The sequence below is a fragment of the Mesorhizobium sp. CO1-1-8 genome (assembly GCF_020164875.1).
Lineage (GTDB): Bacteria > Pseudomonadota > Alphaproteobacteria > Rhizobiales > Rhizobiaceae > Mesorhizobium.
The window spans coordinates 588,799-613,211 of record NZ_JAIUGZ010000001.1 but is presented as its reverse complement, the minus strand read 5'-3'; the positions used below and the strand labels follow the sequence as shown (position 1 = coordinate 613,211).

Sequence of the window (24,413 nt, the reverse complement as noted above, 5' to 3'; positions counted from 1 at the left end):
GGAGAGAGCTTGGGGCAGTCGCCCTGCCGGCGCCGTTGTGGCGCTGAGCGTTTTATAAATCGCAACAGCCCGAGCGCCGGCTTCTGTTTGCCGCAGGCGCGAGTACGTCACGTATGCCGATGGCCGTTTGGCAAGGCTCCGTCTGCCAGAGCTGATCCGACAACCGAATTTCCATCAAATTCGAGCGAAGAGTGAAAGGCTGCGTTCATTATGACGTTTGCACGAATTTTAATAAGTCTCTTCTAATATGATGGAACGATGTGAATGGAAAACGGCCACTCACGAGCAATTAGAAATGACGGATTCGAAGTATATTCTTTGCTTCCAATCACGTTGCATTACAGGGCAGGGAGCGGATGATGAGACAGTTTATGGACAATCTGACCGATACAGCCAGAAAATATGCCTATGCTGTTGCTGCAATCGCATTGGCCTCGATGGTGTCAGGCTGCCAGGCGATGGACACGACCAAGACCAGCTCAATCAACGGACGGATCGTTGATCAAGGTTTCGGCAAGAAGGTCCAGCACGTCAGGAAGCTCGATCGCGTCGGAAAGAAGGTTCTTTACCGCAAGCCGCTCACACACACGACCATGGTGACGCGTACGAGGGAGGAGGCCTATGCGGCCTTCGTGCGGCCGCACCGGGTCGGCAGGCCGGCGACGGTGAAGGTCTCCTACAGCCCGGGCAATGGCGGCCCGTTCCTGGGTCATTCGCCTTGGATTTGTGGCCCGAGCGGTTTCGGCCAGCGCGCCAGCTGCCGTTCGCGCTACTAACCATCAGACCTAGAAGTGGCGGCGCGATTTGACTGAAGAGTCCGCCGGTGCAGACGTTGCGCTTACCTCTTGCCCTCCGACCGTTATCCGGAAGCCGCTGGCAGACGTGGTCAGATCATGATGGCCGGCCCGGGCGGAGCCAGCCGTCATTGTCGCCGGGTGCCGGCTGTGGCCGCGCGACATAGGCCGATGCTCCATTCGCTTCGTGATAAACCCGTGCCAGCATTTCAGCCAGCACGCCCGACGTCACCATCTGCACCCCGGCGATGAGCAGGAAAAAGCCGGTGAACAGCATCGGGCGTGTTCCGATGTCTTCGGCGAAAAGCAGCTTCAGGCAAAGCAGGTAGGCAAGGATCAGCGAACCCAGCGCGCCAAGCACGATGCCGATGCCGCCGAAGAAGTGCCCGGGCCGCGTGCGATAGCGCATGAAGAAGTACATGAACACCAGATCGAGCACGACCCTGAAGGTGCGCGAAATGCCGTATTTGGAGTGGCCGTGGATGCGGGCATGGTGCGTCACCACCTCCTGCGCGATGCGTCTGGGGGTCGTCACAGTGGCCAGCCATGCCGGGATGAAGCGGTGCATCTCGCCATAGAGCTTGACGCTGCGGATGACGTTGCCGCGATAAACCTTGAGGCTGCAGCCATAGTCCTTGAGGCGCACCCCGGTGACGCGCGCGATCAGCGCGTTGGCAATGCGCGAGGGGAGCCTGCGCATGAAAAATCCTTCCTGGCGATCCTTGCGCCAGCCCACCACCAGGTCGAGATCCTCGCTCAGCAGGCGGTAGACCATGCGCGGAATGTCGTAGGGATCGTTTTGCAGGTCGCCGTCGATCGTGGCGATGACGTCGCCGCGTGCTGCGTCGATACCAGCCTGCATCGCGGCGGTTTGCTTGTAGTTGCGCACCAGTTCGACCGCATGCACATGCGGGCCGTAATGCGCCGCCAGGCGCCTGATCTCGCTCACCGTCGCGTCGGTACTGCCGTCATCGACCAGCACGACCTCCCACGGCTGGTCGTAGCGTTCCATCGCCTGATGAATCCGTGCCAGCAGCGGTTCGACGTTTTCAGCCTCGTTGTACATGGGCACGACGATGGACAGTGTATGCTCCGGCATCACCGTGCCGTCAGGCAGTCCCGAAGCAGGGATGGGCAATACGCTCATAGGGATGGTTTCCTTGCAGGGCCGACGGCCGGGTTCCCCGGCAGCGTCGATTTCGAGGGAAACAGCCAGGCGATCGCACCCGTGGCGATTGCCGAGCAGAAGATGAACAGATGCAGTGCCAGCGCTGCCTGAAGGCCGCTCTTCACGGCAATGCCGGAGGTGAGAAGCGCCGCCGCTGCACCCGCCTCGTAGGTGCCGAAGCCGGCGACGCCTTGCACCGGCAGTATGGCGGCGCCCTCGGCCCCGACGACGCCTGGAAAGGCAGTCGAAAAGGATGTCCCCAGCAGCATTGCCAGCAACCATCCCTGTACGGTGAGCTTCAGCGACCAATTGGCGATCGTCCACCACCAGCCATAGCGCGATCGGCCGGTCGCCTCGGTGAAGACATCGCGCAGCCTGCCGAGTTTCGCCACGATCTTGCCGCGGCCTGCCCAGTCATGCGGCGCACGCGCCCAGCGCGGCAGATACCAGGCGGCAGCGACCACCGCCGCCACGCCCGCGATCCTTGTCGCCGGATGCAGGCCCGGCCACACCGCCAGGGCCAGCACGCCGACGACGAAGGCATCCTGCAGCCTGAACCACAGCAGCGAGGCGCTGGCGCGCATGATCGGTATGCCGAAGACCTGGCGCAGGAGCAGGGGAAAGGCCGTCTCGCCGCCGCGAAAGGGCACGACGTTGATCATTGCATTGTGGATCAGAATGATCCGCAGGCAGGCACCGAAACGGCCATGCACCTCGTCGCGGAACTCGTCGCAGACCCGCAGCGCGCGCAGCACGTAGGTGACGAACAGCGCAAGCGCTACCGCCGCGAAGGCGCCGGGCGTGATGCTCGCGAAAGCATCGCCCACCATCTTCCAGCGCGAGTCGCTGACGACCCACGCCAGCAGGGCCAGGCTCACGATTATTGAGGCAGCACGTTTCAACAATTCAACAATTCCTGCGCAGGCTTGCGCTATCGGATTCCGTCGGCCGCGGCGTGCTGTATCTCAAAATCCACGGCATTGGTAGCGGCCCAAGCCTTTCCGATCGACCGCATTGCCTGGCTTGCGAGCGCGCATCCGCGCAACTTCAGGCGGCCGCTGAAGCTCCGGCATTGGCCTGTTTTCCGATCCGACAACGGCCCGGTTTTATCGATGGCTGCTGATTTATAGTTCGGCTGGCTGTCCGGATCCACAAGCCCGATACGCAATCGCGGTGTTGCCGTCTTGATGGACAATGTGCTGTCGCGAATAGTTGTTGCCCGCATGCTTTGCGACGGTTGACACCGCCGTTCTCACGACTGTTAATGGCTCGCGTGGCCGTCAAAGCGCTGACGCCGCCCTGGACTGAATAAACATGCGAGTGCCAGCTATGCCGACAGCTTTGATCAGATCGCTGCCGCTTGATGTCGGCCGTCGGCATCGCAAGGGGCCTCGCCGGTGTGCAAGTTTCAAGCAACTTGTGCTGCTCCTGGCTCTCTGCGGCCAGGTGGCTGTTTCGGGAGCGGCGCAAGCGGCCGCCGCCAACGACAAAAGCGCCGCGGAAGCCGGTACCGCCGCTGTTCCGACTGCTTACGAACTACAGCTTCTGTATGCAGGCCGCACATGGATATGGAAGGACGGAGCAGCTTATTTCGCGCGCGACGATCGACACCTCAGGGCCTGGACGTTGGGGCAGGACACGGCAACCGTCGCGGAGGGCAGATGGCTGGTGACCAAGGATGGCAAGATGTGCATGGAGCTCGCCTGGCGATCGAAGAGCTACACCGGCGAGCCGCACCGCACCTGCTACAGCCATCGCATTCAGGGCCGGAACATCGAGCAACGCAAGGATCCGGACGGGGAATGGTACGGTTTCAAGCGATCTCCCGAGGATCCTTCCGACGAATACAAGAAATTCGAAGCAGGCGACACCAAGGGCGCGCAGTTCGAAGAGACCCGCAAGCTGGTCGATGCCAAGAAGTAGGCCCTTCTTCCAGCCGCGCTGAGATAGCGGCCTGGCTGTTCTTGCCGTGCGCCTGTCGCCGAACCCGCGAATCGCTTATGGTGAAGGCTTAAGCGGTTCGGCAAGCGCGGTCTGCGCGCCGGTCGCATCTAGTCGCATTCAGCATCTAGTCGCATTCAGCATCTAGTCGCATTCGATTGCATCAGCCAGACGACAAGACGATGGCCTGCCATACGGTTTTGATGAAATTTAATAATTAGTGATATCTAATATAACGTATGATGTGCGAGTGGTCACTCATGCGGCGTGAAAGCGGCCCAAGTATAGTATGTCGCAACGCGCCCTTGGCTTATACTTGATAGCAAGGGACAGAGGATGAGAAATTCCGCGAGCGTATTTCGCTCAAGCAAAAATGTCGTATCTATTGCCGCGGCTGTGGTGCTGGGCTCCATGGTGGCAGGTTGTCAAGGTATGGACGCAACTGAAACCGGTTCGGTCCTTATCAGGCCCATCGTCCACCCGGTCCGCAGTCAGCCCGCGGTCCAGCCCGTGCAGGCCAGATTTCCCGTGCGCTCGCTCCGTGCCGACCTTCCGATCCAGATGACAAGCACAATAGGGACTGAAAGTGCCTACGCCTTTGCACCGCCGCAACAGATCAAAGCCAGCACGCCGGCGCCGGTGAAAATCTCGTTCAATCCGGGCGATGGCAGCACGTTCTCCGGCGGCTCGCCTTATATCTGCAGCCCTAGCGGATTTGGCCAGCGCGCGAGCTGTCACCCCCGCTATCTCTGACCCGTCGGGCGACGACCGACGCTGCCGCTCTGGCTGGCGGCAGTTTCATTGGCTTGGTCTTCAGTCCGAAAAAGGGAGCGGCCGTCCTGACAATCGTGTCGATGTCGGAAAGCTCCGGCACAAAGCCAAGATGTTCGCGTGCGCTTCCCGGATCGGCGTAGAGCTCCGCCGGATCCCCAGGGCGTCGGCTCCTGAGCACTGCCGGAACCGGCCTCGACGTCATTCGGCCGACCGCCTTGACGATCTCCTTGATGGAGACGCCCCGCCCGGTGCCGAGATTGACCGCAAGACTTCGCCCGCCACCCTCGAGATAGATGAGCGCTTGCAGGTGGGCGCGGGCCAGATCGGTGACGTGGATATAGTCCCTTACGCAGGTGCCGTCCGACGTGTCGTAGTCGGTACCGAAAACCTCGATCGCGTCGATGATGCCCGCTGCGGCCATGAGCACTCTGGGAACCAGATGGGTTTCCGGCGAATGCCACTCGCCAAGCTCGCCGTCGGGATCGGCGCCACAAGCGTTGAAATAGCGCAGGATCGCAAATTTCATTCCGTACGCGGATGCATAATCGCCGATGATCTGTTCGCCCATCAGCTTGGTGCGCCCATAAGGGCTGATCGGATTTTGCGAGGAGGTCTCGCGAACCGGCAACGCTTCCGGCACGCCGTAGGTCGCACAGCTGCTGGAGAAGATGATATTTTCGATCGAACTCGCGCGTGCGGCATCGAGCACCGCGATGGTGCCTGTCACATTGGTCGAATAATATTCGGCCGGGTCGCGCACGGACTCGCCGACATAGGCCAGCGCCGCAAAATGGATCACGGCCGTCGGCCGGTACGTTTCCATCGCCCGCCGCAGTGCATCCCGATCCCGGATATCGCCGACGACAAGCGGACCCCAGCCGACGGATCTCTCATTGCCGCGGCTCAGATTGTCGAAAACCACCGGCATGTAGCCGGCGGTGGCCAGCTGCTTGCAGGTGTGGCTGCCGATGAAACCAGCTCCACCCGTCACCAGGACTGCCGGCCGGCTCATGAAGCGGCAACTCCCCTGGCGATGTGACTTCCGTAGAGCAGGGTATCAAAATATTCGACGGTACGCGCGAGCCCCTGGCTCAAGCTGACTTTCGGCTCCCAGCCAAGATTGGCCTTGGCAAAGGAGATGTCCGGCTTGCGCTGCCGGGGATCGTCGACGGGCAGCGGCCGATGCACGATCTTCGATCGGGCGTTGGTGTAATCGACGACCAGCGTCGCCAGTTCCATGATGGTGAATTCGGCAGGGTTGCCTAGATTGACCGGATGGGCGGGCGCGCTCGGCGCGTTCATCAGCCGGATAAAGCCCTCGATCAGGTCGTCGGCATAGCAGAAGGAGCGCGTCTGCTGGCCGCTGCCATAGACGGTCAGGTCCTCGCCGCGCAGCGCCTGGACGATGAAGTTCGAAACCACACGCCCATCGTCGGGCTGCATCCGGCAACCGTAGGTGTTGAAAATGCGGGCGACGCGGATATCGAGGCCATAGGTTCTCGAATAATCGAAGAACAGGGTTTCGGCCGAGCGCTTGCCTTCATCGTAGCAGGAACGCGGTCCGTGCGTGTTGACGTTTCCGAAGTAGCTCTCGGGCTGTGGGTGCACGAAGGGATCGCCATAGACTTCGGACGTAGAGGCCTGGAATATCTTGGCCTTGTTCTGTCGCGCGAGTTCCAGAAGGTTCAGCGATCCAAGCACGCTTGTCTTGAAGGTGTGGATCGGGTCCGCCTGGTAGTGCGGTGGAGAGGCGGGGCAGGCGAGATTGTAGATCTCGTCGCATTGAAGATCCGAAGGCAATGCATCGACGATGTCGTGCTCGATGCAGCTGAAGCGCGGATTACGCAGGAGGCTATTCAGATTGTATCTTTTGCCGGTGTGGAAATTGTCCAGCGCGACAACGTCGTATCCGTCCCGCAAAAGACGTTCGCACAGATGCGACCCTAGAAATCCCGCTCCTCCGGCGACAAGGGCGCGTCGTCGGCTCCGGTTGGCGCCCCTTTGGCTGCCGGATTCCAGTTTCAGAACCTTGACAAGCTTACTCATGCTTTCCTCATACGCACCGCACACGCTACCGCCGGGCCGGGACAAAGCATCGCCCGGCCACGTTTTTCAGAACGTGGCAACCTCCGCATCTGCGGAACCGCCATCACTGATGTGCGTCAATTGTTCTTTGGCTTTCGCGAAGCTGGGGCGACTACACAACCTCCGTGCTGCCGCTCAGCATTCTCTGCACCCCGAAACCGCGATCACACGCTCGGTGTCACCATCGTCGATTGCTCGCCCAAATTGCACATCCCAACACATCGAAAATATACCTGTGGAAATCATAGTCAACTAAATTAGGCATTTCTTAACCATATCTGTTTGCGAATGGTTAATCACGGGCCGGCATCGGCCTCGAAGCTGAACCAGGAGATGTCCAGGACAGTTCCTCATTTTGAATCAGGGTATTGGGTCCGGTCGCTGGCAGTCGGCGCCACAAGCTGTTCGCTACGTCGAATCAGCAAGGATCGCCATGATAAGGGGTTGCGCAATTCAGGCCGAGATGGGGCTGTATCCAGCCGAAAGGTGAAATTCAACGATCAGAACGATGGGAAAATTTCAGATAGCAACGAGATTGCTGCCCAAAACCGCTCGGAGTGCAAATATAAATTCCAGGGTGCGAATATTCAGACCATAGGATTTGACCTATCGTAGGCACGCCGCAGCTGGCTATAGTGGGAAGAAGGGCAAGGGATAAGGATTTGTAAGCAAATTCATTCACGTAGACGAATTTTGACTTCATCTCTTTTGAGGCCCGCTGTTCATGATCTTTGCGCATCAAAGGCCTCTGATTCGCAAGGCGCGCCGATGGCCCATTTCGCCGAAAAGCCCGTGCGCGTATTCATTTCATAGTGGAGGAGCGGTCATTTCGGCAACGAATTTTAAGCGCATAGGTAGAACCCCGCATTGGCGCGCGGCCACGCCGCCACCGGGTTGTTGCTTGTGCACGCCTGGCTCGATCGCCTGGGGTGGCGACTCGGCTGGCCATCGCCTTTTGATCGTCGGGGCGCTATTGGCAAGGTCACGATGGAATGTGGTGATGTGAATGCGCTTTCTGTTTGTCCTGATCCTGCTCGCCGGCGCCGGCATCGGTCTCGTCTATCCCTGGGCGGTGAGCAATTTCTCCGGCCATCAGATCGGCACCTGGCGGGTCTATGAGCAGGGCCGCTTCAGGCCGCTGACGGTGCCGCTCTCCGACCGCGACGCGCCGGTGCGGGTGCTGGTCGACCTGACCGCGAGGGCCGAGCGCATCGTTTCGCAGCAGCGCACGGTGCTGACGCTGACCGCCGCCAGCAATGGCCGCACGGTGCTCGCCTCGACGCTGCAGTTCAACCATTCCGACAATCCTCGCCAGGCCAGCCCGCAACTGCCCGACAAGATCTTTCGAGACGAGGCCGGCGTGATCGCGACCGTCAGCCCGGGTCCCTACATCTTCACCGTCGGACCGGGTGATGCCGACGACATACCGATGCGGGCGGTCGATCTCATCCTGCGCTCCGGCGTCGGCGAGATCGACAGCCGTGCACGGCCGGTCGGCTTCGCGCTGATGGCGATCGGCCTGATCGGATTTTTGCTGACCTTGCGCAGTCGTGGCGGCCGGCCGGAAAATCCCAACTCGCAGCCGCCACCGCCGCGCTGGGGCAGGGGCTGATGCATGTCGCCCAAAAGTGTGCAGCGGTTTTGGGACAACGACATGCATAACGGCACAAGACCATGAACTACCGCCACGCCTATCATGCCGGGAATTTCGCTGACGTCGTCAAGCATGTCGTGCTGACGCGCTTGCTCGAGTATCTGAAGCAGAAGGACAAGGCGTTTCGGGTCGTCGACACCCATGCCGGCATTGGCCGCTACGACCTGTCGTCGCTCGAAGCGCAGAAGACGGGTGAGTGGCAAGGCGGCATCGGCAGGCTGATCGATGCCCCGTTTGCCGCGCCGGTGGCGGCGCTGCTCGCGCCCTATCTGGAGACAATACGGTCGCTCAACCCCGAGGGCGGCATTCAGAAATACCCGGGATCGCCATTGATTGCGCGCCATCTCATGCGCAAACAGGACAGGCTGACGGCGATCGAGCTGCACCCCAAGGATGCCGCGAGGCTGAGAATGTTCTTTGCCGGCGATTTCCAGGCCCGGATCATCGAACTCGATGGCTGGCTGGCGCTCGGCGCCCATCTGCCGCCGAAGGAAAAGCGCGGCCTGGTCCTCATCGATCCGCCATTCGAGGAAGCGGGTGAGTTCGAACGCCTCGTCGACGGGCTCGTCAGAGCCCACAAGCGCTGGCCCGGCGGCATCTACGCGCTCTGGTATCCGCTCAAGGACCGCAAGGCGATCATCGCTTTCCGCAAGGCGCTGAAGCAATCCGGCATCCCGAAGCTGCTCGACATCGAATTCGAGATCAGGCCGGCCTCTTCGGAGCCCAGCCTCGACGGCAGCGGCATGGTGGTCGTCAACCCGCCCTTCACGCTGGAGGGCGAATTGCGGGCGCTGCTGCCGGCACTGCACAGGCTGCTTGCGGTGGGAAGGCCAGCGCATTGGTCGCTGGAATGGCTGGCCGGCGAGCAGGTTTGAGGCGGGCTCATCGACGACCCGGGACGCGCTCTTTTGGATCCGGACATGAACGTGCCAGAGCCATTCCGGTGCCGTGCAAATTCGGCTTTGGTCAAAAAGCAGTTTCAAACTAGGAAACCATTGTCAACGCAACCGCTTGACCGCCGCCGAGCGAATCCGCACAGTGCGCGCAATCGACCTTGAGAGGCTGCCATGACTCGCTTCGCCAAATCCGCCCTTGCCGCCCTGATTTCGCTCTGCACCCCGCTTGCCGCGCCTTTCGGTGTCACCCAGACCGTGCAGGCCGCCGATCTTACGGTCTATTCCGATGAAGACAGCGGGGTCTGCGGTCAGCCTTGGGTACTGAACAAGATCACCAGCCGCTTTTCCTATCAGGTGCATCACGTGCCGCATCTGCCTGATGTGCAGATCACCGATTTCCGGCGCATTCACCAGCATCGCTATCTGGCGGCCAACGATACCTGGCCGATCGGTCGCCGTTATTGCGGGGCCACCGTCAGCCTGTCTGACGGCCGCGATCGCACCATCTGGTACCTGATCGAGGAAGGCCAGGGCTTCGCCTCGATCGGCGACAATGTCGAATTCTGCGTCTCGGGCTTCGACCGCTGGATGGTCTACAACGGCCGCTGCCGCATTCTGCGCTAAACCCGGTTTCCCCTTCCAATCTCTTTCGCGCCTGTGGCTTGATCGGCTGCAGGCGTTTTTCGTGCCGCGTTGACAGCAGGCGCGATCCGTCCCATAGCTGTGAGACAGACCTGTCTCATCACTCGGTAGGCGCCATGACACCATCGCCCGTTTCCGATAAGCGCCAGCACGTCGTTGAAACGGCCTACGTGCTGTTCAAGCGGGCCGGCTTCCATGCGACCGGTATCGACCGGATCATCGCCGAGGCCGATGTGGCCAAGATGACGATGTATCGCCACTTTCCCAGCAAGGACGAACTGATCGTCGAGGTGCTCGACTATCGCGCTATGCGTTTCGACCGCCAACTCGACCGGCTCGCCCAAGAGGGCATTCCGCCGGAACAGAAAATCGGAAGAATCTTCGACTGGCATGCACGCTGGTTCCGCAGTGCGGATTTCCATGGCTGTCTGTTCGCACATGCGCTGGCCGAGTTCGGCGATCCCGGGCATCCGGTTTTCAAGGCCGTAGTCAGGCAGAAGAACGGCCTCAAGCGGCGCATGCGGTCTATCCTCGAAGAGGTGATGCCGCGCGGCCGCGCCGAGAGCGTGGCGGCGACACTGCTTATGCTGATCGAAGGTGCGACCTTGCTGGCGCAGATGGGACAGGCCGACGCCGCCATTCGCGACGCCCGCAAGGCGGCCATGGGCATCGTCGCTGCTTCGCGCAGGCCGCAATGAGCCCGCTGGTCATCGGGCTCGCATTGTTTGCGGCGATCCTGCACGCAACCTGGAACGCGTTCCTGCGCACGGGGGCCGACAGGTTGTGGACCGTCACCGTCATGAGCTTTTCCAGTACGGCGCTCGCCATCCCCTTTGCCTTCTTTCACGCCCTTCCAGCCGCGCCGGCCTGGTCCTACATCGTGCTCTCGGCCAGCCTGCAGGTTGGCTACAGTTTGTTTCTGGTGGCCGCCTACAGATATGGCGAGCTGGGACAGGTCTATCCGATCGTTCGCGGCAGCGTGCCGCTGCTTGTCACGCTCGGCGGCTTCTTCCTGGCCAACCAGCAGCTCACTCTGCCGCAGACCATCGGTGTCGCGCTGGTCGCGGGCGGCATCATGGGCCTTTCTCTCGGAAGGGGCAGGGCCGCCACGACATCGATATTCTATGCGTTGGCAACGGGAGCTATCATCGCCGCGTACGCGACGGTCGATGCGCTCGGCGTTCGGGCGGCGGGAAACGCCGGTGCCTACACCGCATGGGTCCTGCTGATCTACGGCGTGTTGCTGCCGGCGGCCTTCGTCGCCTGCCGTGGCCGGCTCATAGCCGACCTGCGTGCGCCGGAGACCTGGAAGGCGCTGGGCGGCGGCCTGTTTGCACTACTGGCCTACGGTGTCGTGGTCGCGGCCTTCGCGCTTGGACCGGCAGGTCCAATCACCGCGATCCGCGAAACCAGCGTCGTCTTCGCGGCCTTCATCGGACGCCTGTTCCTAGGCGAGGCGCTGACGCCGCGGCGGGTCGGCGCCTGCGCCATCGTTGCGCTCGGCGCCATCTGCCTCGGCTATCAGCCGTGACGGAAATGCGCATCGCGCAGGATTGCCCGGTCACCACGCTATTTCCTGCGCGCCGCCGCCTCGGCCTGATCGAGGATCTTGCGCAGGAATGCCGCGTGGCCGCGGAAGGCGCGCCGTCCGCTCGTCGTCGCCTTGACGCGCGTCTGCGGCCGGCGGCCGACGAACAGCTTTTCGATGTCGACATAACCGGCCCTGGCCAGCGTATCGAGATGCGCGCCGAGATTGCCGTCGGTGACGTCCACGATGGCCTTCAGCCCGGTGAAGTCCAGCGTTTGACGCCTTTCCAGCATACTCAGCGCGGCCATGATCCTGAGCCGAGTGCTCTGGTGGATGATTTCGTCGGCACTCATCGATTGGCTCCGGCGCAGCCAAGCCGGAGGTCGCGGACAACCATGCTGCCGCCGTGGCGGACCGTCTTGGCAATCTCGAACGGCGACAGCGCCGCTTGCTCCTGTGCGATCGACATTGAAGTGCTCCGCATGCTGTACAGAATACTCTGTCATGTAGAGTTGTCTGTCAATTCACGAGCAAGCCGGTCTGCGATCGTGCTTGACAAGACGATGCACCGACCCGCTGTCGCATTGCAGTATAGATCGTCCGCCTGCACGAGATGATCGCACCGATGAGGCGGCGGTCATGATATCGGCGGCCGACGATCGACACCCAAAGCTGTTCACTGATCTTCGGAGCTTCACGAGAGGAGCGGTCCCGCGGAGTGTGGAGAATGTCGGCGACACATTCTAGCCATTGGTCGAAGATCAGCAGTGAGTTTCTGCGACGATCAGCACGATCATGTGCCGATCGTAACCGAAATTTAAGCTGCGAAAATCAGTCTATTGCTTCGCTGGCTAGCAAGCCGCGAGTCAGATATGCATGAGCGCGCCGGGTCATTACGGCCGTCGGCACAAAGGAAGGGGCATCGCATGGCTAAGCAGTCATCCAAAGCGCCGGCGTCCAAAGCACCGGCAAAGAAAGCACCCGCAAAAGCAGCGACGGCAAAGGTCGCAGCTGCAGTGAAGAAAGCAGCACCCGCTGCCAAGCCGAAGGCCGCGGCGGCCAAGGCGAAAGCAGCACCGGCCAAGAAGCCGGCAGCGAAAGCTGCTGCAAAACCGGCAGTGAAGAAGGCAGCACCCGCCAAGGCAGCGGCAAAGCCGGCTGCGAAGGCGGCGCCGGCCAAGAAGCCTGCAGCGAAAGCCGCGGTGAAACCCGCAGCGAAGAAGGCAGCACCTGCCAAGAAACCGGCTGCCAAGGCTGCACCTGCCAAGAAGCCGGCTGCGAAGGCTGCTCCGGCAAAGAAGGCTGCGGCAGCGAAATCTTCAGCACCGGTGAAGAAAGCGGCACCTGCGGCCAAGCCGAAGGCCGCGGCGGCCAAGGCCGGCAAGAAGTAGTCGCGTCTTCCCTCGCCGAAGGCGGTGCCGAAACAGTCAAGGGCGGGTGCCTGACAGGCGCCCCGCTCGTTGTTTAGGCAGTCGGAAGGCGAGAACAGAGGCGGACGGAGGATATCTTTTCGCAGCTCCCAGGACTTCGCCATAGGGCGGAGTCCGGTGGGGCTTTTTTGTGTTATTCATGCGGGTGATGAAATATCGGCGGTAGGCTCTTCGGTCTTGCCTGTTGGCTGGCTGATCCGTGCGATCCCGGCAACTCGGCGACCATGGTGAAGCGCCGTCTTCTTGGAGCGCTCGCTAAACGGCCCTGGCCGATGCGTCGCTCGCTGGCGGCTGGGTTTTCCGCTTGTGGCCATTGCTCGATCGCGCCTGATCGGTCAACACTGCCGGCCTGCAAAACAGGAAGCCGATCATGCCCAGACTGCTCTATGCGTCCACCTCTCCCTACAGTTCCAAAGTGCGCATGGCAGCAGCCTATGCCGGCATCGACATCGAAACGGTGGCGGTCAGAACCGAGGACAAACCGGCTGAACTGACCGGCGCCAACCCGCTCGGCAAGATCCCGGTTCTGGTGCTTGATGACGGGCGCGCCATCCATGACAGTCGCGCCATCACCCAGTATCTCAACCGTTTGTCGAAGAACGCGCTTTTTCCACGCAATCCCGACAAGCGGCTCGAGGCGGAAGTGCTGGAGGCATTGGCCGACGGCATTTGCGACTGCGCGCTGTCGATGGTCTATGAACGGCGCACGCGGCCCGAGGAGATGGTTTATCAGCCTTGGCTCGATCGCCAGTGGGCGAAGATCACGGCGGCACTCGACCTGCTCAATGCCAATCCGCCGAAGCTGCCGAAAAAGATCACCGCCGGCCAGATGGCGCTGCGCGCCTGCCTTGGCTATCTCGCGCTGCGCTTTGCCGGAAAATGGGAAAAGGGTCGCGCCCGGCTGACACGATGGGCTGCGCGCTTCGACGAGAAGTTTCCAGAACTGAAGCCCTGCATTCCCGGTTGATAGCCGATCCGGAATTGATTTCCCCGGTTATCAGTTCGATCACCCGGGAAACCACTCAGACACAAAAAAAGCCGGGCACGAGGCCCGGCTTTTTCGTGTCGTGGCTTGAACGACTTAGAACTTCATACCGACGCCGAAGGTGACGCGGTTGTCGGTGGCCTTGACCTTGCCGATACCATCGAAGCTCTTGCTGCCGAAGTCGGTGTAACGATACTCGACGCGGCCGAAGACATTGTCGGTCAGCTTGATGTCGGTGCCGAGACCGGCGGTCCAGCCGAGCATGGTGGCGCGGTCCGAACCATATACGTCATCTTCGACCTTCAGGCTCCTTCCGGCGAGACCGCCGGTGCCATAGAGCAGGATTTCGGGGGTCACGGCGTAGCCGAGACGAGCTCGCAACGAACCCTCGAAGCCGGCCTTGGAATTGACGCCATCCTCGTCGCCCTTGACGCCGTTGTAGCCGAGTTCGGCTTCAGCGCCGTAGACGAAGTTCTCCTGCTGCCACTGATAGCCGCCGAAGACGCTGCCGACGAAACCCTTGGTGCCGACGTCAACATTGTCAACACCCAGATCCTTTTCCTTGGTATGGCCGCTGAAGCCGTAGCCGACGTTGAGACCGGCGTAGGGACCGGCCCACGAAGCGACCGGAAGCTCAGCGATCGGCGCAGGTGCCGGCGGCTCTTCCGAAACCACGTCAGCAGCATACGCAGTTCCGCTGAGGGCGAAGAGGCCGAGCGCCACGGCCAGCGGCCGTGCGAATTTTAGATTGGCTTGCATTGTTCTTTACTCCTTAAGCCACAGGACACAGGCTTGTTTCTCACGATCGCCATCGACCCGTCCGGGGGGTGAAACGGATCTGGCGTTCGTCGGTTCCAAATGTCGTGTCAAAATGCGGCTGAAGCGAACCTGAACTTGGGTCATTCCCCGGCACGAATGAGGCAGAACCTTGACGTTGCATCTTGGCAACAGCGAAATGGCAGGAACCATGCCGTGCTGCGCTGCACACCGCTTGGTACAAGGACTCCAGCACCCTATATTGCGGTCGGGCACACCTGAGTCCAAGGCGGGTCGGGATATCAAACGGCCGTTTCGCCACAATGCTGCCCAACGTGCGAACACCATTTAACGCATGCCGGGCCATATTTCGCCGGCACTGCTTTTTCGGGCCGAAATTGAGGATTGACACCATATGAGCAAAGCCACTGTCCCGGCGCTGGTGACGGGCGGGGCCAGGCGGATCGGCAGGGCAATCGTCGAGGATCTCGCCGCCCACGGTTTTGCCGTCGCCATCCATTGCAACCACTCGCGCACCGAGGCCGATGCGTTGGCTGCCGAAGTCATCGCCGGAGGTGGCCGCGCCGCCGTGGTCGCCGCCGACCTGACCGATATGGATGCCGTTGGCGATCTTGTCGGCCAGGCGCAAGCGGCGCTCGGGCCGATCCGGCTGCTGGTCAACAATGCGTCGCAGTTCGAGGACGATTCGGTTCTGGATTTCGATTGGCGGGCCTGGGACCGGCACTTTGCCGTCCATGTGAAAGCACCCGCGCTCCTGGCGCAGAATTTTGCCCGGGCGTTGCCGGCAGGGCAGGAGGGCTTGATCGTCAACATGATCGACCAGCGCGTCTGGCGGCCGACGCCGCGCTATTTCTCTTATGCGCTGTCCAAATCGACGCTGTGGACGGCCACCCAGATGATGGCGCAAGCGCTCGGTCCCCGCATCCGCGTCAATGCCATCGGCCCGGGGCCGACTCTGAAGAACGCGCGTCAGGACGACAGCGATTTTGCCGCACAGGTCGATGGCTTGATCCTCAAGCGCGGCCCGGAATTGCCGGAATTCGGCGCCACGATCCGCTATCTCTGGGAAGCGCGCTCGGTCACTGGCCAGATGATCGCGCTTGATGGCGGCCAGCATCTTGCGTGGCGGACGCCCGATGTGACAGGCATGACGGAATGAGTCCTGTAGACCACAAAAGCAAGCCGCGCGGCGGCGCCGACGATCTGCCCCCCGATATCGACCTCGAGGACGAGGCGGTCGAGGAGATCGTTGAAACCGTCGGTCCCGATGTCGCCTTCACCGCCATCGACTGGACGCCGCATGCCGGCGACGCGGAAGGCATGATCGGCGCCGAGGTGATCCAGACGCTGGTCAAGCGGCTGCCCAACGCGCCCGGCGTCTACCGCATGATGAACGCTGCCGGCGATGTGCTCTATGTCGGCAAGGCGCGCAGCCTGAAGAAGCGCGTTACCAACTACGCGCAAGGCCGTTTCCACACCACCCGCATCGGCCGCATGGTGCGCGAGACGTCGACGATGGAGTTCGTCGTCACCCGCACCGAGATCGAAGCGCTGCTGCTCGAAGCAAATCTTATCAAGCGCTTGCGGCCGCGATTCAACGTCCTGATGCGCGACGACAAGTCGTTTCCCTATATCCTTTTGACCGGTGACCATGTTTCGCCCGGCATCTACAAGCATCGCGGCGCGCGGTCGCGCAAAGGCGACTATTTCGGCCCCTTTGCTTCGGCCGGTGCAGTTGGCCGTACCATCAACTCCCTGCAGCGCGCCTTCCTGCTCAGGAGTTGCACCAACTCGTTCTACGAGAACCGCACGCGGCCATGCCTGCTTTATCAGATCAAGCGCTGCGCCGGCCCCTGCACCGGCGAGGTCTCGCATCAGGACTATGCCGAACTGGTCGGCGAGGCGAAGGACTTCTTGTCCGGCCGCAGCCAGAAGGTGAAGACGGAAATCTCGGCCGCCATGCAGCAGGCGTCGGAAGCTCTCGATTTCGAGCGCGCCGCGATCTATCGCGACCGGTTGGCCGCCCTGTCGCATGTGCAGAGCCACCAGGGCATCAATCCGGCGACCGTCGACGAAGCCGATGTCTTCGCCATCCATCAGGAAGGCGGCCAGGTCTGCATCCAGGTGTTCTTCTTCCGCACCGGCCAGAACTGGGGCAACCGCGCCTATTTCCCCAAGGCCGATCCGGCGTTGGAAGCAGCCGAGGTGTTGGGGTCGTTCCTGGCGCAGTTCTATGACGACAAGCCGACGCCGCGGAACATTCTTCTGTCGCATGGCGTCGAGGATCAGGAACTGCTGGCCGAGGCGCTCTCCACCCGCGCCGGCCGCAAAGTCGCGATCTCGGTGCCGCAGCGCGGCGAAAAGAAAGACCTGACCGACAACGCCCTGCAGAATGCCCGCGAAGCGCTCGGACGCCGACTGGCTGAAACCTCCACCCAAGGACGCCTGCTTGCCGGTTTCGCCGAGACATTCGGCCTGGCCAAGCCGCCGGTGCGCATCGAGGTCTACGACAATTCGCACATCATGGGCACCAACGCGGTCGGCGCCATGGTCGTCGCCGGACCGGAAGGGTTTGTGAAGAACCAGTACCGGAAATTCAACATTCGCTCGACCGAGATCACGCCTGGCGACGATTTCGGCATGATGCGCGAGATGATGGAACGACGTTTTTCGCGCCTGCTGAAGGAGCATGGCGATGTCCCGGCTGGCGATGCAGTTGATGGTTCGGCAGACGATATGGAGGACGATATCTCCGGCAGTTTCCCGGCCTGGCCCGATGTCATCCTGATCGACGGTGGCCAGGGCCAGATGACCGCGGTGCGCAAGATCCTCTCGGATCTCGGCATCGAGGACCGCGTGGTTGCGATCGGCATCGCCAAGGGCCAGGACCGCGACGCCGGCCGCGAGCGTTTCTTCGTCAAAGGCAGGGACTCATTTTCGCTGCCGGTCCGCGATCCCGTGCTCTATTTCGTCCAGCGCCTGCGCGACGAGGTCCACCGCTTCGCGATCGGTTCGCATCGGGCCCGCCGCAAGAAGGAGATGGTCAAGAGCCCGCTCGACGAGATCAGCGGCATCGGTCCCGGCCGCAAGCGGGCATTGCTGCTGGCATTCGGCACCGCCAAGGCGGTCAGCCGCGCGGCCATCGAGGATCTGCGGAAAGTCGACGGAATTTCCGAACAGGTGGCGAAACTGGTCTACAATCACTTCCACGAGAGCTGAAAAATCCGGCACTTTCATCTGGCCTGTCGAATCTGGCCTGTTGACCCCCTACATTCGCATCTGATTTGAGTAGGCAGGCAGAAAGAGTTTCCCAGACATGGCCAAGCGCGCGTTCAACCTGCCCAACATGCTCACCTACGCCCGCATCGTCGCGGTGCCGCTGGTGGTGCTGTGCTTTTTTCTCGAAGGACATCTGAAGTCGAGCGACTTCGCCCGCTGGTCGGCGCTGATCATCTTCCTGCTCGCCTCGATCACCGATTATCTGGATGGCTATCTGGCGCGTGCCTGGCAGCAGACCTCCAACATCGGCAAGATGCTCGACCCGATCGCCGACAAGCTGCTGGTCGCCACCTGCCTGCTGCTGCTGGCCGCCGATACCGATCGCCATGCGGGCATTGCCGGCTGGTCGTTGTGGGCCGCGATCATCATCCTGTGCCGGGAAATCCTTGTCTCGGGCCTGCGCGAATATCTGGCGGCGCTGAAAGTCTCGGTGCCGGTGACGCAGCTGGCAAAATGGAAGACCGCCATCCAGATGGTCGCCATAGCGTTCCTCTTGGCCGGACCGGCCGGCGACAAGATCTTTCCGCTAACCACCCAGACCGGGCTGGTCCTGCTGTGGATCGCGGCGTTGGTGACACTCTATACGGGCTACGACTATTTCCGCGCCGGCCTCAAGCACATCATGGACGAGTGAGATGACGACCCGGCTCATTTATTTTGCCTGGGTGCGCGAACGCATCGGCATGCCTGAGGAGGATGTCGACCTGCCTGCCGGCATCGAGACGGTCGCCGATCTCCTGCGCTGGCTGAAATCGCGCGGCGAGGGCTATGAGCACGCGCTGCGATATCCCGATGTGATCCGCGTCGCCATCAACCAGGAGCATGTCGAGCACCGCGAGAAGATCGCGGGCGCCCGCGAAATCGCGCTGTTCCCGCCGATGACCGGGGGCTGATATGACCGGCGCGGTCTTACCTGTCGTGCGCATTCAGCGCCAAGACTTTGATGTCGCCGCCGAGATCGCCAGACTAACGCAAGGCCGCGCCGATATAGGCGCCGTGGTGACCTTTTCAGGCCTTTGCCGCGACGAGCAGGGCGCGCTCTCGGCGCTCGAGCTCGAACATTATCCCGGTATGGCCGAAGCGGAAATCGCCCGCATCGCTGCTGAAGCGGTCGAGCGTTGGCCCTTGCAGGGGCTCACCGCCATCCACCGCCACGGGAAGATCGCGCCCGGCGAGAACATCGTGCTGGTGGTGGCAGTCTCCGCGCACCGCCATGCGGCGTTCGAGGCGGCGAATTTTCTCATGGACTATCTCAAATCGCGCGCGCCTTTCTGGAAGAAGGAGCATCGGGCTGACGGCTCGGAGGGTGGCTGGGTCGAGGCCAAGGACGCCGATGCAACGGCCGCGCAACGCTGGAAAACGCCCGAATAAGATCCGCCGCAGCCATGCATTGACCGCAATCCTTTGGCCAATTGGCGGAATTGGTCAGCCTGGGCATTGGCAGCCCTGGGCGAGGGAGATGGTCATGCTGGACAGGATCGCGGAGTTCTTCGTCTTCGGTTTCGTGCCTCTGGTCGTCGGCATATTGGCCGTGCCTGAGCAGTCTGTCGCCGCCGAAAACGCTGTGAGAGGCGAGGTGATCTATCGCGAACGCATCGCCTTGCCGCCCAGTGCCGTGCTCTCCGTGCAACTTGCCGATGTCTCGCTGGCCGATGCACCGGCCACCATTATCGGCGAGCAGAAAGTGAAGCCGACCGGCCAGGTGCCGATCAGCTTCGAGATCAAATTCGACCCTTCCGTCATCCGGTCGCAGATGACTTACGCGTTGCAAGCCCGCATCACCGTGGACGACAAGCTGCTGTTCATCTCCGATATGCGCCATCAAGTCGATCCGCTGGCCGACGTGCCGCAGACCATCATGCTGAAGATGGTCACGCCGAGCGCCGAGCCCATGGTCTTTGACCAGCTCTGGCTGGTCGACTATGTCGACGGGATCGGCGTCATTGCTGCCCCGCAAGCGACGTTCAGGGTCAGCGAGGCCGGCAAGGCGGGCGGCAGCGGCCCCTGCAACACCTATTCCGCTCCCGTCAAGGTCGATGGCCCGTCGATCGCCATCGGCGACATCGTCTCGACGCACAAAGGCTGCACGGCGGAGGTGATGGCCGAGGAAAGGGCGCTGTTCGACGCATTGGCCAAGGCGGCGTCATACCGTGTCGATGCCGGCAAGCTCATCATTGCCGACAAGGACGGCCGCGAGATCCTGCGATTTAGCGCGGCAAGCTGAGAATCCACGGGAAAAGCCGACGAAACGCCGGCCTTTCTCGTAATCCAAAATCTGGGTTGTCGGCTCAGCCGACGATCTCGGTGTCCGAGAACCAGTACTTGATCTCTTCTGCCGCGGTCTCAGGCGCGTCGGAGCCGTGCACGGAGTTTTCGCCGATCGACAGCGCATGAACCTTGCGGATGGTGCCTTCGGCGGCGTTGGCCGGGTTCGTGGCGCCCATCACTTCGCGGTTCCTGGCAATGGCGTTCTCGCCTTCCAGCACCTGGACGACGGTCGGCGCCGACGACATGAATTCAACCAATTCGCCGAAGAAAGGACGGTCCTTGTGGACGGCATAGAAGCCTTCCGCTTCGCGGCGGCTCATCCAGACCCGGCGCGAGGCGATGACGCGCAGGCCTGCCTCTTCCAGCATCCTTGTGATGGCGCCGGTGAGATTGCGCCGGGTTGCGTCCGGCTTGATCATGGAAAATGTGCGTTCGAGCGCCATGGGTCGTCCTTGTCTGAGGATGGAATTGAGAGTGGCGGGCTCTATACAAGCCGCCCGGCCTATTGCCAAGGGGTGAGGAACGGGTCGGCGAGGCGGAGGCTGCACAGCAACGCGTTGCTTGCTATAGTGGCGTGTCGGCGCCGCGCTGAGGTCGGGCCGTATGGAGACATCATGACCATGACAGACGATCGTCAGGAACGCATTCGCAACCGTGCGCACCAGCTCTGGCTGCAAGAGGGCCAGCCGGCTGGACATCATGAGCGCCATTGGCATCAGGCGGCGGCCGATGTCGAGCAGGAGGACGCCGCGGGCAAATCAGCAGCCAAAAAGCCGACCAGGAAGGCAGCTGGCGTCGCCAAGGCAAAGGCCGCCCCCAAGGAGGAGGCAAAGGCTGCCACGAAGGCCGGCAAGCCAAAGAAGGCGGCGACCAAGTAAGCTTTACGGCGTCAAGCTGCTGCGGCCACCTTTCGTCCCAGCTCGCCATGCAGGTCGAGGCAGCGGTCGAACCACTGCGCCACCGCGTCGCCGTCGTCGAGCAGTTGGTAGGGCGAGGCTATCCGTGCCCACTGCAGCGCGCCGAAGACGATATAGTCGGCAAACAGCGGCGACGCGCCGCCGATGAATGGCTGATAGAAGAGCATCGAGCGCAGTGGCTCCAGTGAGGCTCTGAAATTGCTGAGCCCGGCCTCCCTGGCGGCCATCACCTCCTCCAGCCGCTTGCCAAGACGCTGCTCCCGGTTCTGGCGGAAATAGACGGCGTTTTCCGCGTCCTGCATGGCATGAAGGTCCATGATGGCCGCGGTGGTTACGTAGGGATGAATGGTCACTTGCGACCAGCGTTCGATGAAGCGCGCCATCGCCTTGCCGCCTTCACCGCCAAACAGCGTCGGCCGGTCCGGGTAGGTTTCATCGAGATAGAGCGCGATGGCGAAGGAATCCGCGACGACCGTCTCGCCGTCGCGAATCACCGGGACGGTTTTCGAAACGCCGCCCTCAACAGCGGGCACCTCGAGAAAGCGCGTCGGTACGGTCGATGTGTCGAGCCCCTTGTGGGCGAGCGCCATCGTCGCCTTCCTGCAATGCGGGCTGAACGGGCGTGTGGTGTCGCGTCCGACGAGATCATAGAGCAGAATGGTCATTGGCGGGGGCTCCCTCGCGGGTTAGGTAGGCCCCGCATCGACGCGAGCCGAGGGAAGCCATGAGACAGCATTTCATGATGTTTGCGGCCTATAATCAATGGGCCAATGGCCGCATCTATGATGCCGCCGCCGAACTCAATGATGAGGAATTCAACCGCGATGTCGGCGCCTTCTTCGGCTCGATGATGGGCACGCTCAACCACCTTTTGACTGCCGACCGCATCTGGATGAAGCGCTTCACCGGCGAGGGCGACGCGCCGACGACGCTGGACGCCATCCTGCATCGGGGGTTGGCCGGCCTGCGGGCGGCGCGTGAAGCCGAGGACAGGAGGATCATCGATTGGGTCGGCGGCCTCAGCGACAAGGCATTGACGGGCCGCTTCACCTACATGACCGTCTCGGACATGCGCACCGTCTCGCAAAGGCTGGCGCCGGCGCTGGACCATGTCTTCAACCACCAGACCCACCATCGCGGTCAGGCGCATACGATCCTGACCATCCTGGGACGGCCAAGCCTGGGGTTGGACCTGATGCTTTTCCAGCGGACCGAGGAGGGCAGGGCTTTCGCCTGATCCCGGGGACGTTTTGTGGTTGTGAGTCCGAAGGTTTGAGAGCCCCGCGCTCATCGCTGCCTTTTGTGCTGCAGCATCGTCGTTACGTCAGAAATTAGCGGCACACCAAATGCTTGCCCGAAATTCAGACGGCGGCCGAAGCCTCGCCCCTGATTTCGCTGTCCAACTGGCACTGCGTCAGAGCCGCTTCCGCCATCACCCATTGCTTGAAAAGCTGGACCTTGCGTGCGGCAAGGCCTTTCTGCGGAGAGACAAAATACCAACCAGCCGTGTTCGGATGATGGACGGCGAAGGGAGCCACCAGCCTTTCGGCGCGGATGTCGCTGGCCATATAGGCACGGTTGGCCACCGCAAAACCCATCCCGGAATTGGCTGCCTCGTAGGACATCATGCACGAGTCGAAATAGATGCTCTTGGTCTCGCTGAGCACGAAGTTGGCGCCGGCGAAGCCAAGCCAGGATTGCCAATTCTGGGTGCAGGTGTCGGAATGCAGCAGGGTGAAGTGCTTGAGGTCGTCCGGTGTCACCTTCGACAGCCGCTTATCGCCGAGGACTTCGTGGAACAGTTTGCGGCTGCACACCGGTGTCAGGTCTTCGCGAAACAGCAGATCGGATTCCAGCCCGTGAAAGTGACCGTCGCCATAACGGATTTCGAGATCGAATTCCGAGGCCGTGAACTCATGCGTCGCGTAGGAGGTCGAGACCCGCATCACGATATCAGGATATTGTTGCTGGAACAGCGGCAGGCGCGGAAACAGCCAGCGTGCCGCAAAGGTCGGCAGCACCGATATTTTTAGCACATGCTCCTGCGATTGCCCGGTCGCTTCCATGCTGGCGGCGACGATTCGCTCCAGCGCCTCGCGAACGCGCGAGACATAGGTCTCGCCCTCCGGCGTCAACGACACCGCATTGCCGCCGCGCTGGAAAATCTTGAAACGAAGCTGATCCTCCAGGCTTTTCACGCGCTGGCTGACCGCCGAGGCGGTAATGAACTGTTCTTCGCCGGCGCGCGTGAAATTCCCGTGCCTTGCAGCACTTTCCACGATTTTCAACGAATTGAGGTTGACCTGACTGAGCAGACGCACGGTTTCGACCTTAAGCTGGGCTTACGCTAGCACTAGCATTCCTAATTTTACAGGGGTGGGTGAATTAATCGACTGTTTACCAAGTGTTGCCCCCATCCTGGAGAAGTACAATGAACGCCCATACCATTCCCGAACTGCGTTATGCGATGAGCCGAGAAGCCATTATCGGCCATGAAACCGCCTGGAAAGTGTCGAGTTTCGGTGTCGCGCAATATCTGCACGGCTATGACCCGGCACTGCTTGCCGCGATCGAGGAGGCTGCCCTGAAGCTCAAGGCCAGCCATGCCGTGCACAAGCACCTCGATCTGACCTTCATCACCGGGGCCGACCGTTTCATCCCCGAGATCAAGGAATTGCTTCATGACAAGCTGCGCCTGGAGCGGCTGTCCGACATGATGGGCACCAAGCTGGAGCCCTATCCGCTGTCGATCGTCGGCTCGACGGTCACCTTCATGAATCCCAAGGACGGCGCCGTGGAGTGGCATTGCGATGGCGTTCCGGTCACCGAGCTCATTCCGCTGTCGATCAGCAATCCGCTGGTCGGCGGCCACCTCGAAATCTACTGCGACGACTCCGAGACCGGCCGTGCCATTCTCGAAGCCGGCCGCGAGATCCCGCGCAACAGTGTCATGCGCATTGATCACAAGATGAACTACGCGACGCTCGGGCAATTCCTGGGCGTCCTGCATCGCACCGCGCCGATCCGGTTCGGCGAGCGCGTCACGCTGGTGCTCAACCAGCGCTCGGTGGCCAAACCCTATGTAGACGACAACAGAATGTTCTATCTCGCCGCCGACAACGACCACGACCGTGAGTGGGTCAGCGAACTGGCGGAAGATGTCTGGACCAACCAGCTGCCGGCCTATCGTCGGTTCGAGGCAGAGCATCCCGTGCCCGCCCCCGTCGATGCGCCGGCTCCGGGCGGAGCCAGGGAATCATGGTAATGAACCATGA

Annotated in this window: 28 protein-coding genes; 18 read left to right on the top strand and 10 right to left on the bottom strand. The window is 61.6% G+C overall.

Features of this window, described 5'->3' with window-relative positions; genetic code table 11:
- The first annotated feature begins 359 nt into the window (after nt 1-359).
- Complete coding sequence (locus LB558_RS03150; protein ID WP_318011603.1) at nt 360-776, top strand: hypothetical protein; 417 nt, start codon at nt 360-362, stop codon at nt 774-776.
- 115 nt (nt 777-891) lie between these two features.
- Here the strand turns inward: LB558_RS03150 and LB558_RS03145 are convergent, their stop codons facing one another.
- The 3 genes from LB558_RS03145 to LB558_RS03135 are packed head-to-tail and all read right to left on the bottom strand — an operon-like array spanning nt 892 to nt 3,157.
- A complete protein-coding gene (locus LB558_RS03145) occupies nt 892-1,893 on the bottom strand; it encodes a glycosyltransferase family 2 protein (RefSeq protein WP_224696228.1) in 1,002 nt (333 codons plus the stop codon).
- Between the two features lie 44 nt (nt 1,894-1,937).
- Entirely contained in the window at nt 1,938-2,867 is a 930-nt protein-coding gene (locus LB558_RS03140; protein ID WP_224696157.1) for a lysylphosphatidylglycerol synthase domain-containing protein, read from the bottom strand.
- Between the two features lie 26 nt (nt 2,868-2,893).
- On the bottom strand, nt 2,894-3,157 hold the full coding sequence (locus LB558_RS03135; protein WP_224696156.1) for a hypothetical protein: 264 nt from the start codon (nt 3,155-3,157) through the stop codon (nt 2,894-2,896).
- 224 nt (nt 3,158-3,381) lie between these two features.
- On the opposite strand from LB558_RS03135, the gene LB558_RS03130 reads away from it, so the two are divergent.
- On the top strand, nt 3,382-3,885 hold the full coding sequence (locus tag LB558_RS03130) for a DUF995 domain-containing protein (RefSeq protein WP_224696155.1): 504 nt from the start codon (nt 3,382-3,384) through the stop codon (nt 3,883-3,885).
- Between the two features lie 724 nt (nt 3,886-4,609).
- Here LB558_RS03130 and galE read toward each other — a convergent pair.
- Both galE and LB558_RS03120 read right to left on the bottom strand, forming a co-directional pair.
- Nucleotides 4,610-5,689 carry a UDP-glucose 4-epimerase GalE gene (gene galE / locus LB558_RS03125; RefSeq protein WP_224696154.1) on the bottom strand — a complete coding sequence of 360 codons (1,080 nt, stop codon included), beginning with the start codon at nt 5,687-5,689 and terminating at the stop codon, nt 4,610-4,612.
- On the bottom strand, nt 5,686-6,723 hold the full coding sequence (locus LB558_RS03120; protein WP_224696153.1) for a UDP-glucuronic acid decarboxylase family protein: 1,038 nt from the start codon (nt 6,721-6,723) through the stop codon (nt 5,686-5,688). Before LB558_RS03120 ends, galE begins: the two co-directional genes overlap by 4 nt.
- 1,045 nt (nt 6,724-7,768) lie before the next feature.
- On the opposite strand from LB558_RS03120, the gene LB558_RS03115 reads away from it, so the two are divergent.
- From LB558_RS03115 to LB558_RS03095, 5 genes are all read left to right on the top strand, one after another.
- Nucleotides 7,769-8,374 carry a hypothetical protein gene (locus LB558_RS03115; protein ID WP_224696152.1) on the top strand — a complete coding sequence of 202 codons (606 nt, stop codon included), beginning with the start codon at nt 7,769-7,771 and terminating at the stop codon, nt 8,372-8,374.
- Between the two features lie 62 nt (nt 8,375-8,436).
- Nucleotides 8,437-9,291: a 23S rRNA (adenine(2030)-N(6))-methyltransferase RlmJ gene (locus LB558_RS03110; RefSeq protein ID WP_224696151.1), complete on the top strand. Its 855-nt coding sequence runs from the start codon at nt 8,437-8,439 to the stop codon at nt 9,289-9,291.
- Between the two features lie 192 nt (nt 9,292-9,483).
- Nucleotides 9,484-9,936 carry a hypothetical protein gene (locus LB558_RS03105; RefSeq protein WP_224696150.1) on the top strand — a complete coding sequence of 151 codons (453 nt, stop codon included), beginning with the start codon at nt 9,484-9,486 and terminating at the stop codon, nt 9,934-9,936.
- A gap of 134 nt (nt 9,937-10,070) precedes the next feature.
- Nucleotides 10,071-10,652, top strand: a complete 582-nt coding sequence (locus tag LB558_RS03100) for a TetR/AcrR family transcriptional regulator (protein WP_127260638.1) — start codon at nt 10,071-10,073, stop codon at nt 10,650-10,652.
- On the top strand, nt 10,649-11,485 hold the full coding sequence (locus LB558_RS03095; protein ID WP_224696149.1) for a DMT family transporter: 837 nt from the start codon (nt 10,649-10,651) through the stop codon (nt 11,483-11,485). Before LB558_RS03100 ends, LB558_RS03095 begins: the two co-directional genes overlap by 4 nt.
- A gap of 38 nt (nt 11,486-11,523) precedes the next feature.
- Here LB558_RS03095 and LB558_RS03090 read toward each other — a convergent pair whose 3' ends face one another.
- The gene (locus tag LB558_RS03090; RefSeq protein WP_127260640.1) at nt 11,524-11,835 is read right to left on the bottom strand and encodes a transcriptional regulator; all 312 of its coding nucleotides are present in this window, start codon (nt 11,833-11,835) and stop codon (nt 11,524-11,526) included.
- A gap of 663 nt (nt 11,836-12,498) precedes the next feature.
- Here LB558_RS03090 and LB558_RS03085 point away from each other — a divergent pair.
- Nucleotides 12,499-12,873, top strand: coding sequence for a hypothetical protein (locus LB558_RS03085; protein ID WP_224696148.1), 375 nt, complete (start codon nt 12,499-12,501; stop codon nt 12,871-12,873).
- A gap of 409 nt (nt 12,874-13,282) precedes the next feature.
- Nucleotides 13,283-13,879: a glutathione S-transferase family protein gene (locus LB558_RS03080; RefSeq protein ID WP_224696147.1), complete on the top strand. Its 597-nt coding sequence runs from the start codon at nt 13,283-13,285 to the stop codon at nt 13,877-13,879.
- 114 nt (nt 13,880-13,993) lie between these two features.
- On the opposite strand, the gene LB558_RS03075 is transcribed toward LB558_RS03080, so the two are convergent.
- Complete coding sequence (locus LB558_RS03075; RefSeq protein WP_127260644.1) at nt 13,994-14,656, bottom strand: outer membrane protein; 663 nt, start codon at nt 14,654-14,656, stop codon at nt 13,994-13,996.
- 412 nt (nt 14,657-15,068) lie between these two features.
- On the opposite strand from LB558_RS03075, the gene LB558_RS03070 reads away from it, so the two are divergent.
- The 6 genes from LB558_RS03070 (at nt 15,069) to LB558_RS03045 (ending at nt 20,177) form a co-directional block, all read left to right on the top strand.
- Nucleotides 15,069-15,833 (top strand): SDR family oxidoreductase, encoded by a 765-nt coding sequence (locus LB558_RS03070; RefSeq protein ID WP_224696146.1) that lies wholly within the window; start codon nt 15,069-15,071, stop codon nt 15,831-15,833.
- A complete protein-coding gene (uvrC, locus tag LB558_RS03065; protein ID WP_224696145.1) occupies nt 15,830-17,893 on the top strand; it encodes an excinuclease ABC subunit UvrC in 2,064 nt (687 codons plus the stop codon). Before LB558_RS03070 ends, uvrC begins: the two co-directional genes overlap by 4 nt.
- Before the next feature lie 97 nt (nt 17,894-17,990).
- Entirely contained in the window at nt 17,991-18,587 is a 597-nt protein-coding gene (gene pgsA, locus LB558_RS03060) for a CDP-diacylglycerol--glycerol-3-phosphate 3-phosphatidyltransferase (protein WP_023673449.1), read from the top strand.
- 1 nt (nt 18,588) lies between these two features.
- Nucleotides 18,589-18,846, top strand: a complete 258-nt coding sequence (moaD, locus tag LB558_RS03055; protein WP_224696144.1) for a molybdopterin converting factor subunit 1 — start codon at nt 18,589-18,591, stop codon at nt 18,844-18,846.
- A gap of 1 nt (nt 18,847) precedes the next feature.
- Entirely contained in the window at nt 18,848-19,324 is a 477-nt protein-coding gene (locus LB558_RS03050; RefSeq protein ID WP_224696143.1) for a molybdenum cofactor biosynthesis protein MoaE, read from the top strand.
- 94 nt (nt 19,325-19,418) lie between these two features.
- Nucleotides 19,419-20,177, top strand: a complete 759-nt coding sequence (locus tag LB558_RS03045) for a YbaY family lipoprotein (RefSeq protein ID WP_224696142.1) — start codon at nt 19,419-19,421, stop codon at nt 20,175-20,177.
- A gap of 64 nt (nt 20,178-20,241) precedes the next feature.
- On the opposite strand, the gene ndk is transcribed toward LB558_RS03045, so the two are convergent.
- Nucleotides 20,242-20,664, bottom strand: a complete 423-nt coding sequence (ndk, locus tag LB558_RS03040; protein WP_013532476.1) for a nucleoside-diphosphate kinase — start codon at nt 20,662-20,664, stop codon at nt 20,242-20,244.
- 171 nt (nt 20,665-20,835) lie between these two features.
- Between ndk and LB558_RS03035 the strand changes: the two genes are divergently transcribed.
- Nucleotides 20,836-21,099: a DUF2934 domain-containing protein gene (locus LB558_RS03035; protein ID WP_224696141.1), complete on the top strand. Its 264-nt coding sequence runs from the start codon at nt 20,836-20,838 to the stop codon at nt 21,097-21,099.
- A gap of 11 nt (nt 21,100-21,110) precedes the next feature.
- On the opposite strand, the gene LB558_RS03030 is transcribed toward LB558_RS03035, so the two are convergent.
- A complete protein-coding gene (locus LB558_RS03030; RefSeq protein ID WP_224696140.1) occupies nt 21,111-21,803 on the bottom strand; it encodes a glutathione S-transferase family protein in 693 nt (230 codons plus the stop codon).
- A 59-nt stretch (nt 21,804-21,862) separates the two neighbouring features.
- On the opposite strand from LB558_RS03030, the gene LB558_RS03025 reads away from it, so the two are divergent.
- The gene (locus LB558_RS03025) at nt 21,863-22,375 is read left to right on the top strand and encodes a DinB family protein (RefSeq protein ID WP_224696139.1); all 513 of its coding nucleotides are present in this window, start codon (nt 21,863-21,865) and stop codon (nt 22,373-22,375) included.
- Between the two features lie 124 nt (nt 22,376-22,499).
- Here LB558_RS03025 and LB558_RS03020 read toward each other — a convergent pair whose 3' ends face one another.
- On the bottom strand, nt 22,500-23,459 hold the full coding sequence (locus LB558_RS03020; RefSeq protein ID WP_224696138.1) for a LysR substrate-binding domain-containing protein: 960 nt from the start codon (nt 23,457-23,459) through the stop codon (nt 22,500-22,502).
- Between the two features lie 110 nt (nt 23,460-23,569).
- On the opposite strand from LB558_RS03020, the gene LB558_RS03015 reads away from it, so the two are divergent.
- A complete protein-coding gene (locus tag LB558_RS03015) occupies nt 23,570-24,403 on the top strand; it encodes a hypothetical protein (RefSeq protein ID WP_224696137.1) in 834 nt (277 codons plus the stop codon).
- The last annotated feature ends 10 nt before the right edge of the window (nt 24,404-24,413 follow it).

Bases quoted from the DNA above. Each gene is read 5' to 3' on its own strand.
- LB558_RS03150 (WP_318011603.1), top strand. From the start codon at position 360: ATGAGACAGTTTATGGACAATCTGACCGATACAGCCAGAAAATATGCC.
- LB558_RS03145 (WP_224696228.1), bottom strand. From the start codon at position 1,893: ATGCCGGAGCATACACTGTCCATCGTCGTGCCCATGTACAACGAGGCT.
- galE (WP_224696154.1), bottom strand. From the start codon at position 5,689: ATGAGCCGGCCGGCAGTCCTGGTGACGGGTGGAGCTGGTTTCATCGGC.
- LB558_RS03120 (WP_224696153.1), bottom strand. From the start codon at position 6,723: ATGAGTAAGCTTGTCAAGGTTCTGAAACTGGAATCCGGCAGCCAAAGG.
- LB558_RS03115 (WP_224696152.1), top strand. From the start codon at position 7,769: ATGCGCTTTCTGTTTGTCCTGATCCTGCTCGCCGGCGCCGGCATCGGT.
- LB558_RS03110 (WP_224696151.1), top strand. From the start codon at position 8,437: ATGAACTACCGCCACGCCTATCATGCCGGGAATTTCGCTGACGTCGTC.
- LB558_RS03105 (WP_224696150.1), top strand. From the start codon at position 9,484: ATGACTCGCTTCGCCAAATCCGCCCTTGCCGCCCTGATTTCGCTCTGC.
- LB558_RS03100 (WP_127260638.1), top strand. From the start codon at position 10,071: ATGACACCATCGCCCGTTTCCGATAAGCGCCAGCACGTCGTTGAAACG.
- LB558_RS03095 (WP_224696149.1), top strand. From the start codon at position 10,649: ATGAGCCCGCTGGTCATCGGGCTCGCATTGTTTGCGGCGATCCTGCAC.
- LB558_RS03090 (WP_127260640.1), bottom strand. From the start codon at position 11,835: ATGAGTGCCGACGAAATCATCCACCAGAGCACTCGGCTCAGGATCATG.
- LB558_RS03080 (WP_224696147.1), top strand. From the start codon at position 13,283: ATGCCCAGACTGCTCTATGCGTCCACCTCTCCCTACAGTTCCAAAGTG.
- LB558_RS03075 (WP_127260644.1), bottom strand. From the start codon at position 14,656: ATGCAAGCCAATCTAAAATTCGCACGGCCGCTGGCCGTGGCGCTCGGC.
- LB558_RS03070 (WP_224696146.1), top strand. From the start codon at position 15,069: ATGAGCAAAGCCACTGTCCCGGCGCTGGTGACGGGCGGGGCCAGGCGG.
- uvrC (WP_224696145.1), top strand. From the start codon at position 15,830: ATGAGTCCTGTAGACCACAAAAGCAAGCCGCGCGGCGGCGCCGACGAT.
- pgsA (WP_023673449.1), top strand. From the start codon at position 17,991: ATGGCCAAGCGCGCGTTCAACCTGCCCAACATGCTCACCTACGCCCGC.
- moaD (WP_224696144.1), top strand. From the start codon at position 18,589: ATGACGACCCGGCTCATTTATTTTGCCTGGGTGCGCGAACGCATCGGC.
- LB558_RS03050 (WP_224696143.1), top strand. From the start codon at position 18,848: ATGACCGGCGCGGTCTTACCTGTCGTGCGCATTCAGCGCCAAGACTTT.
- LB558_RS03045 (WP_224696142.1), top strand. From the start codon at position 19,419: ATGCTGGACAGGATCGCGGAGTTCTTCGTCTTCGGTTTCGTGCCTCTG.
- ndk (WP_013532476.1), bottom strand. From the start codon at position 20,664: ATGGCGCTCGAACGCACATTTTCCATGATCAAGCCGGACGCAACCCGG.
- LB558_RS03035 (WP_224696141.1), top strand. From the start codon at position 20,836: ATGACCATGACAGACGATCGTCAGGAACGCATTCGCAACCGTGCGCAC.
- LB558_RS03030 (WP_224696140.1), bottom strand. From the start codon at position 21,803: ATGACCATTCTGCTCTATGATCTCGTCGGACGCGACACCACACGCCCG.
- LB558_RS03025 (WP_224696139.1), top strand. From the start codon at position 21,863: ATGAGACAGCATTTCATGATGTTTGCGGCCTATAATCAATGGGCCAAT.
- LB558_RS03015 (WP_224696137.1), top strand. From the start codon at position 23,570: ATGAACGCCCATACCATTCCCGAACTGCGTTATGCGATGAGCCGAGAA.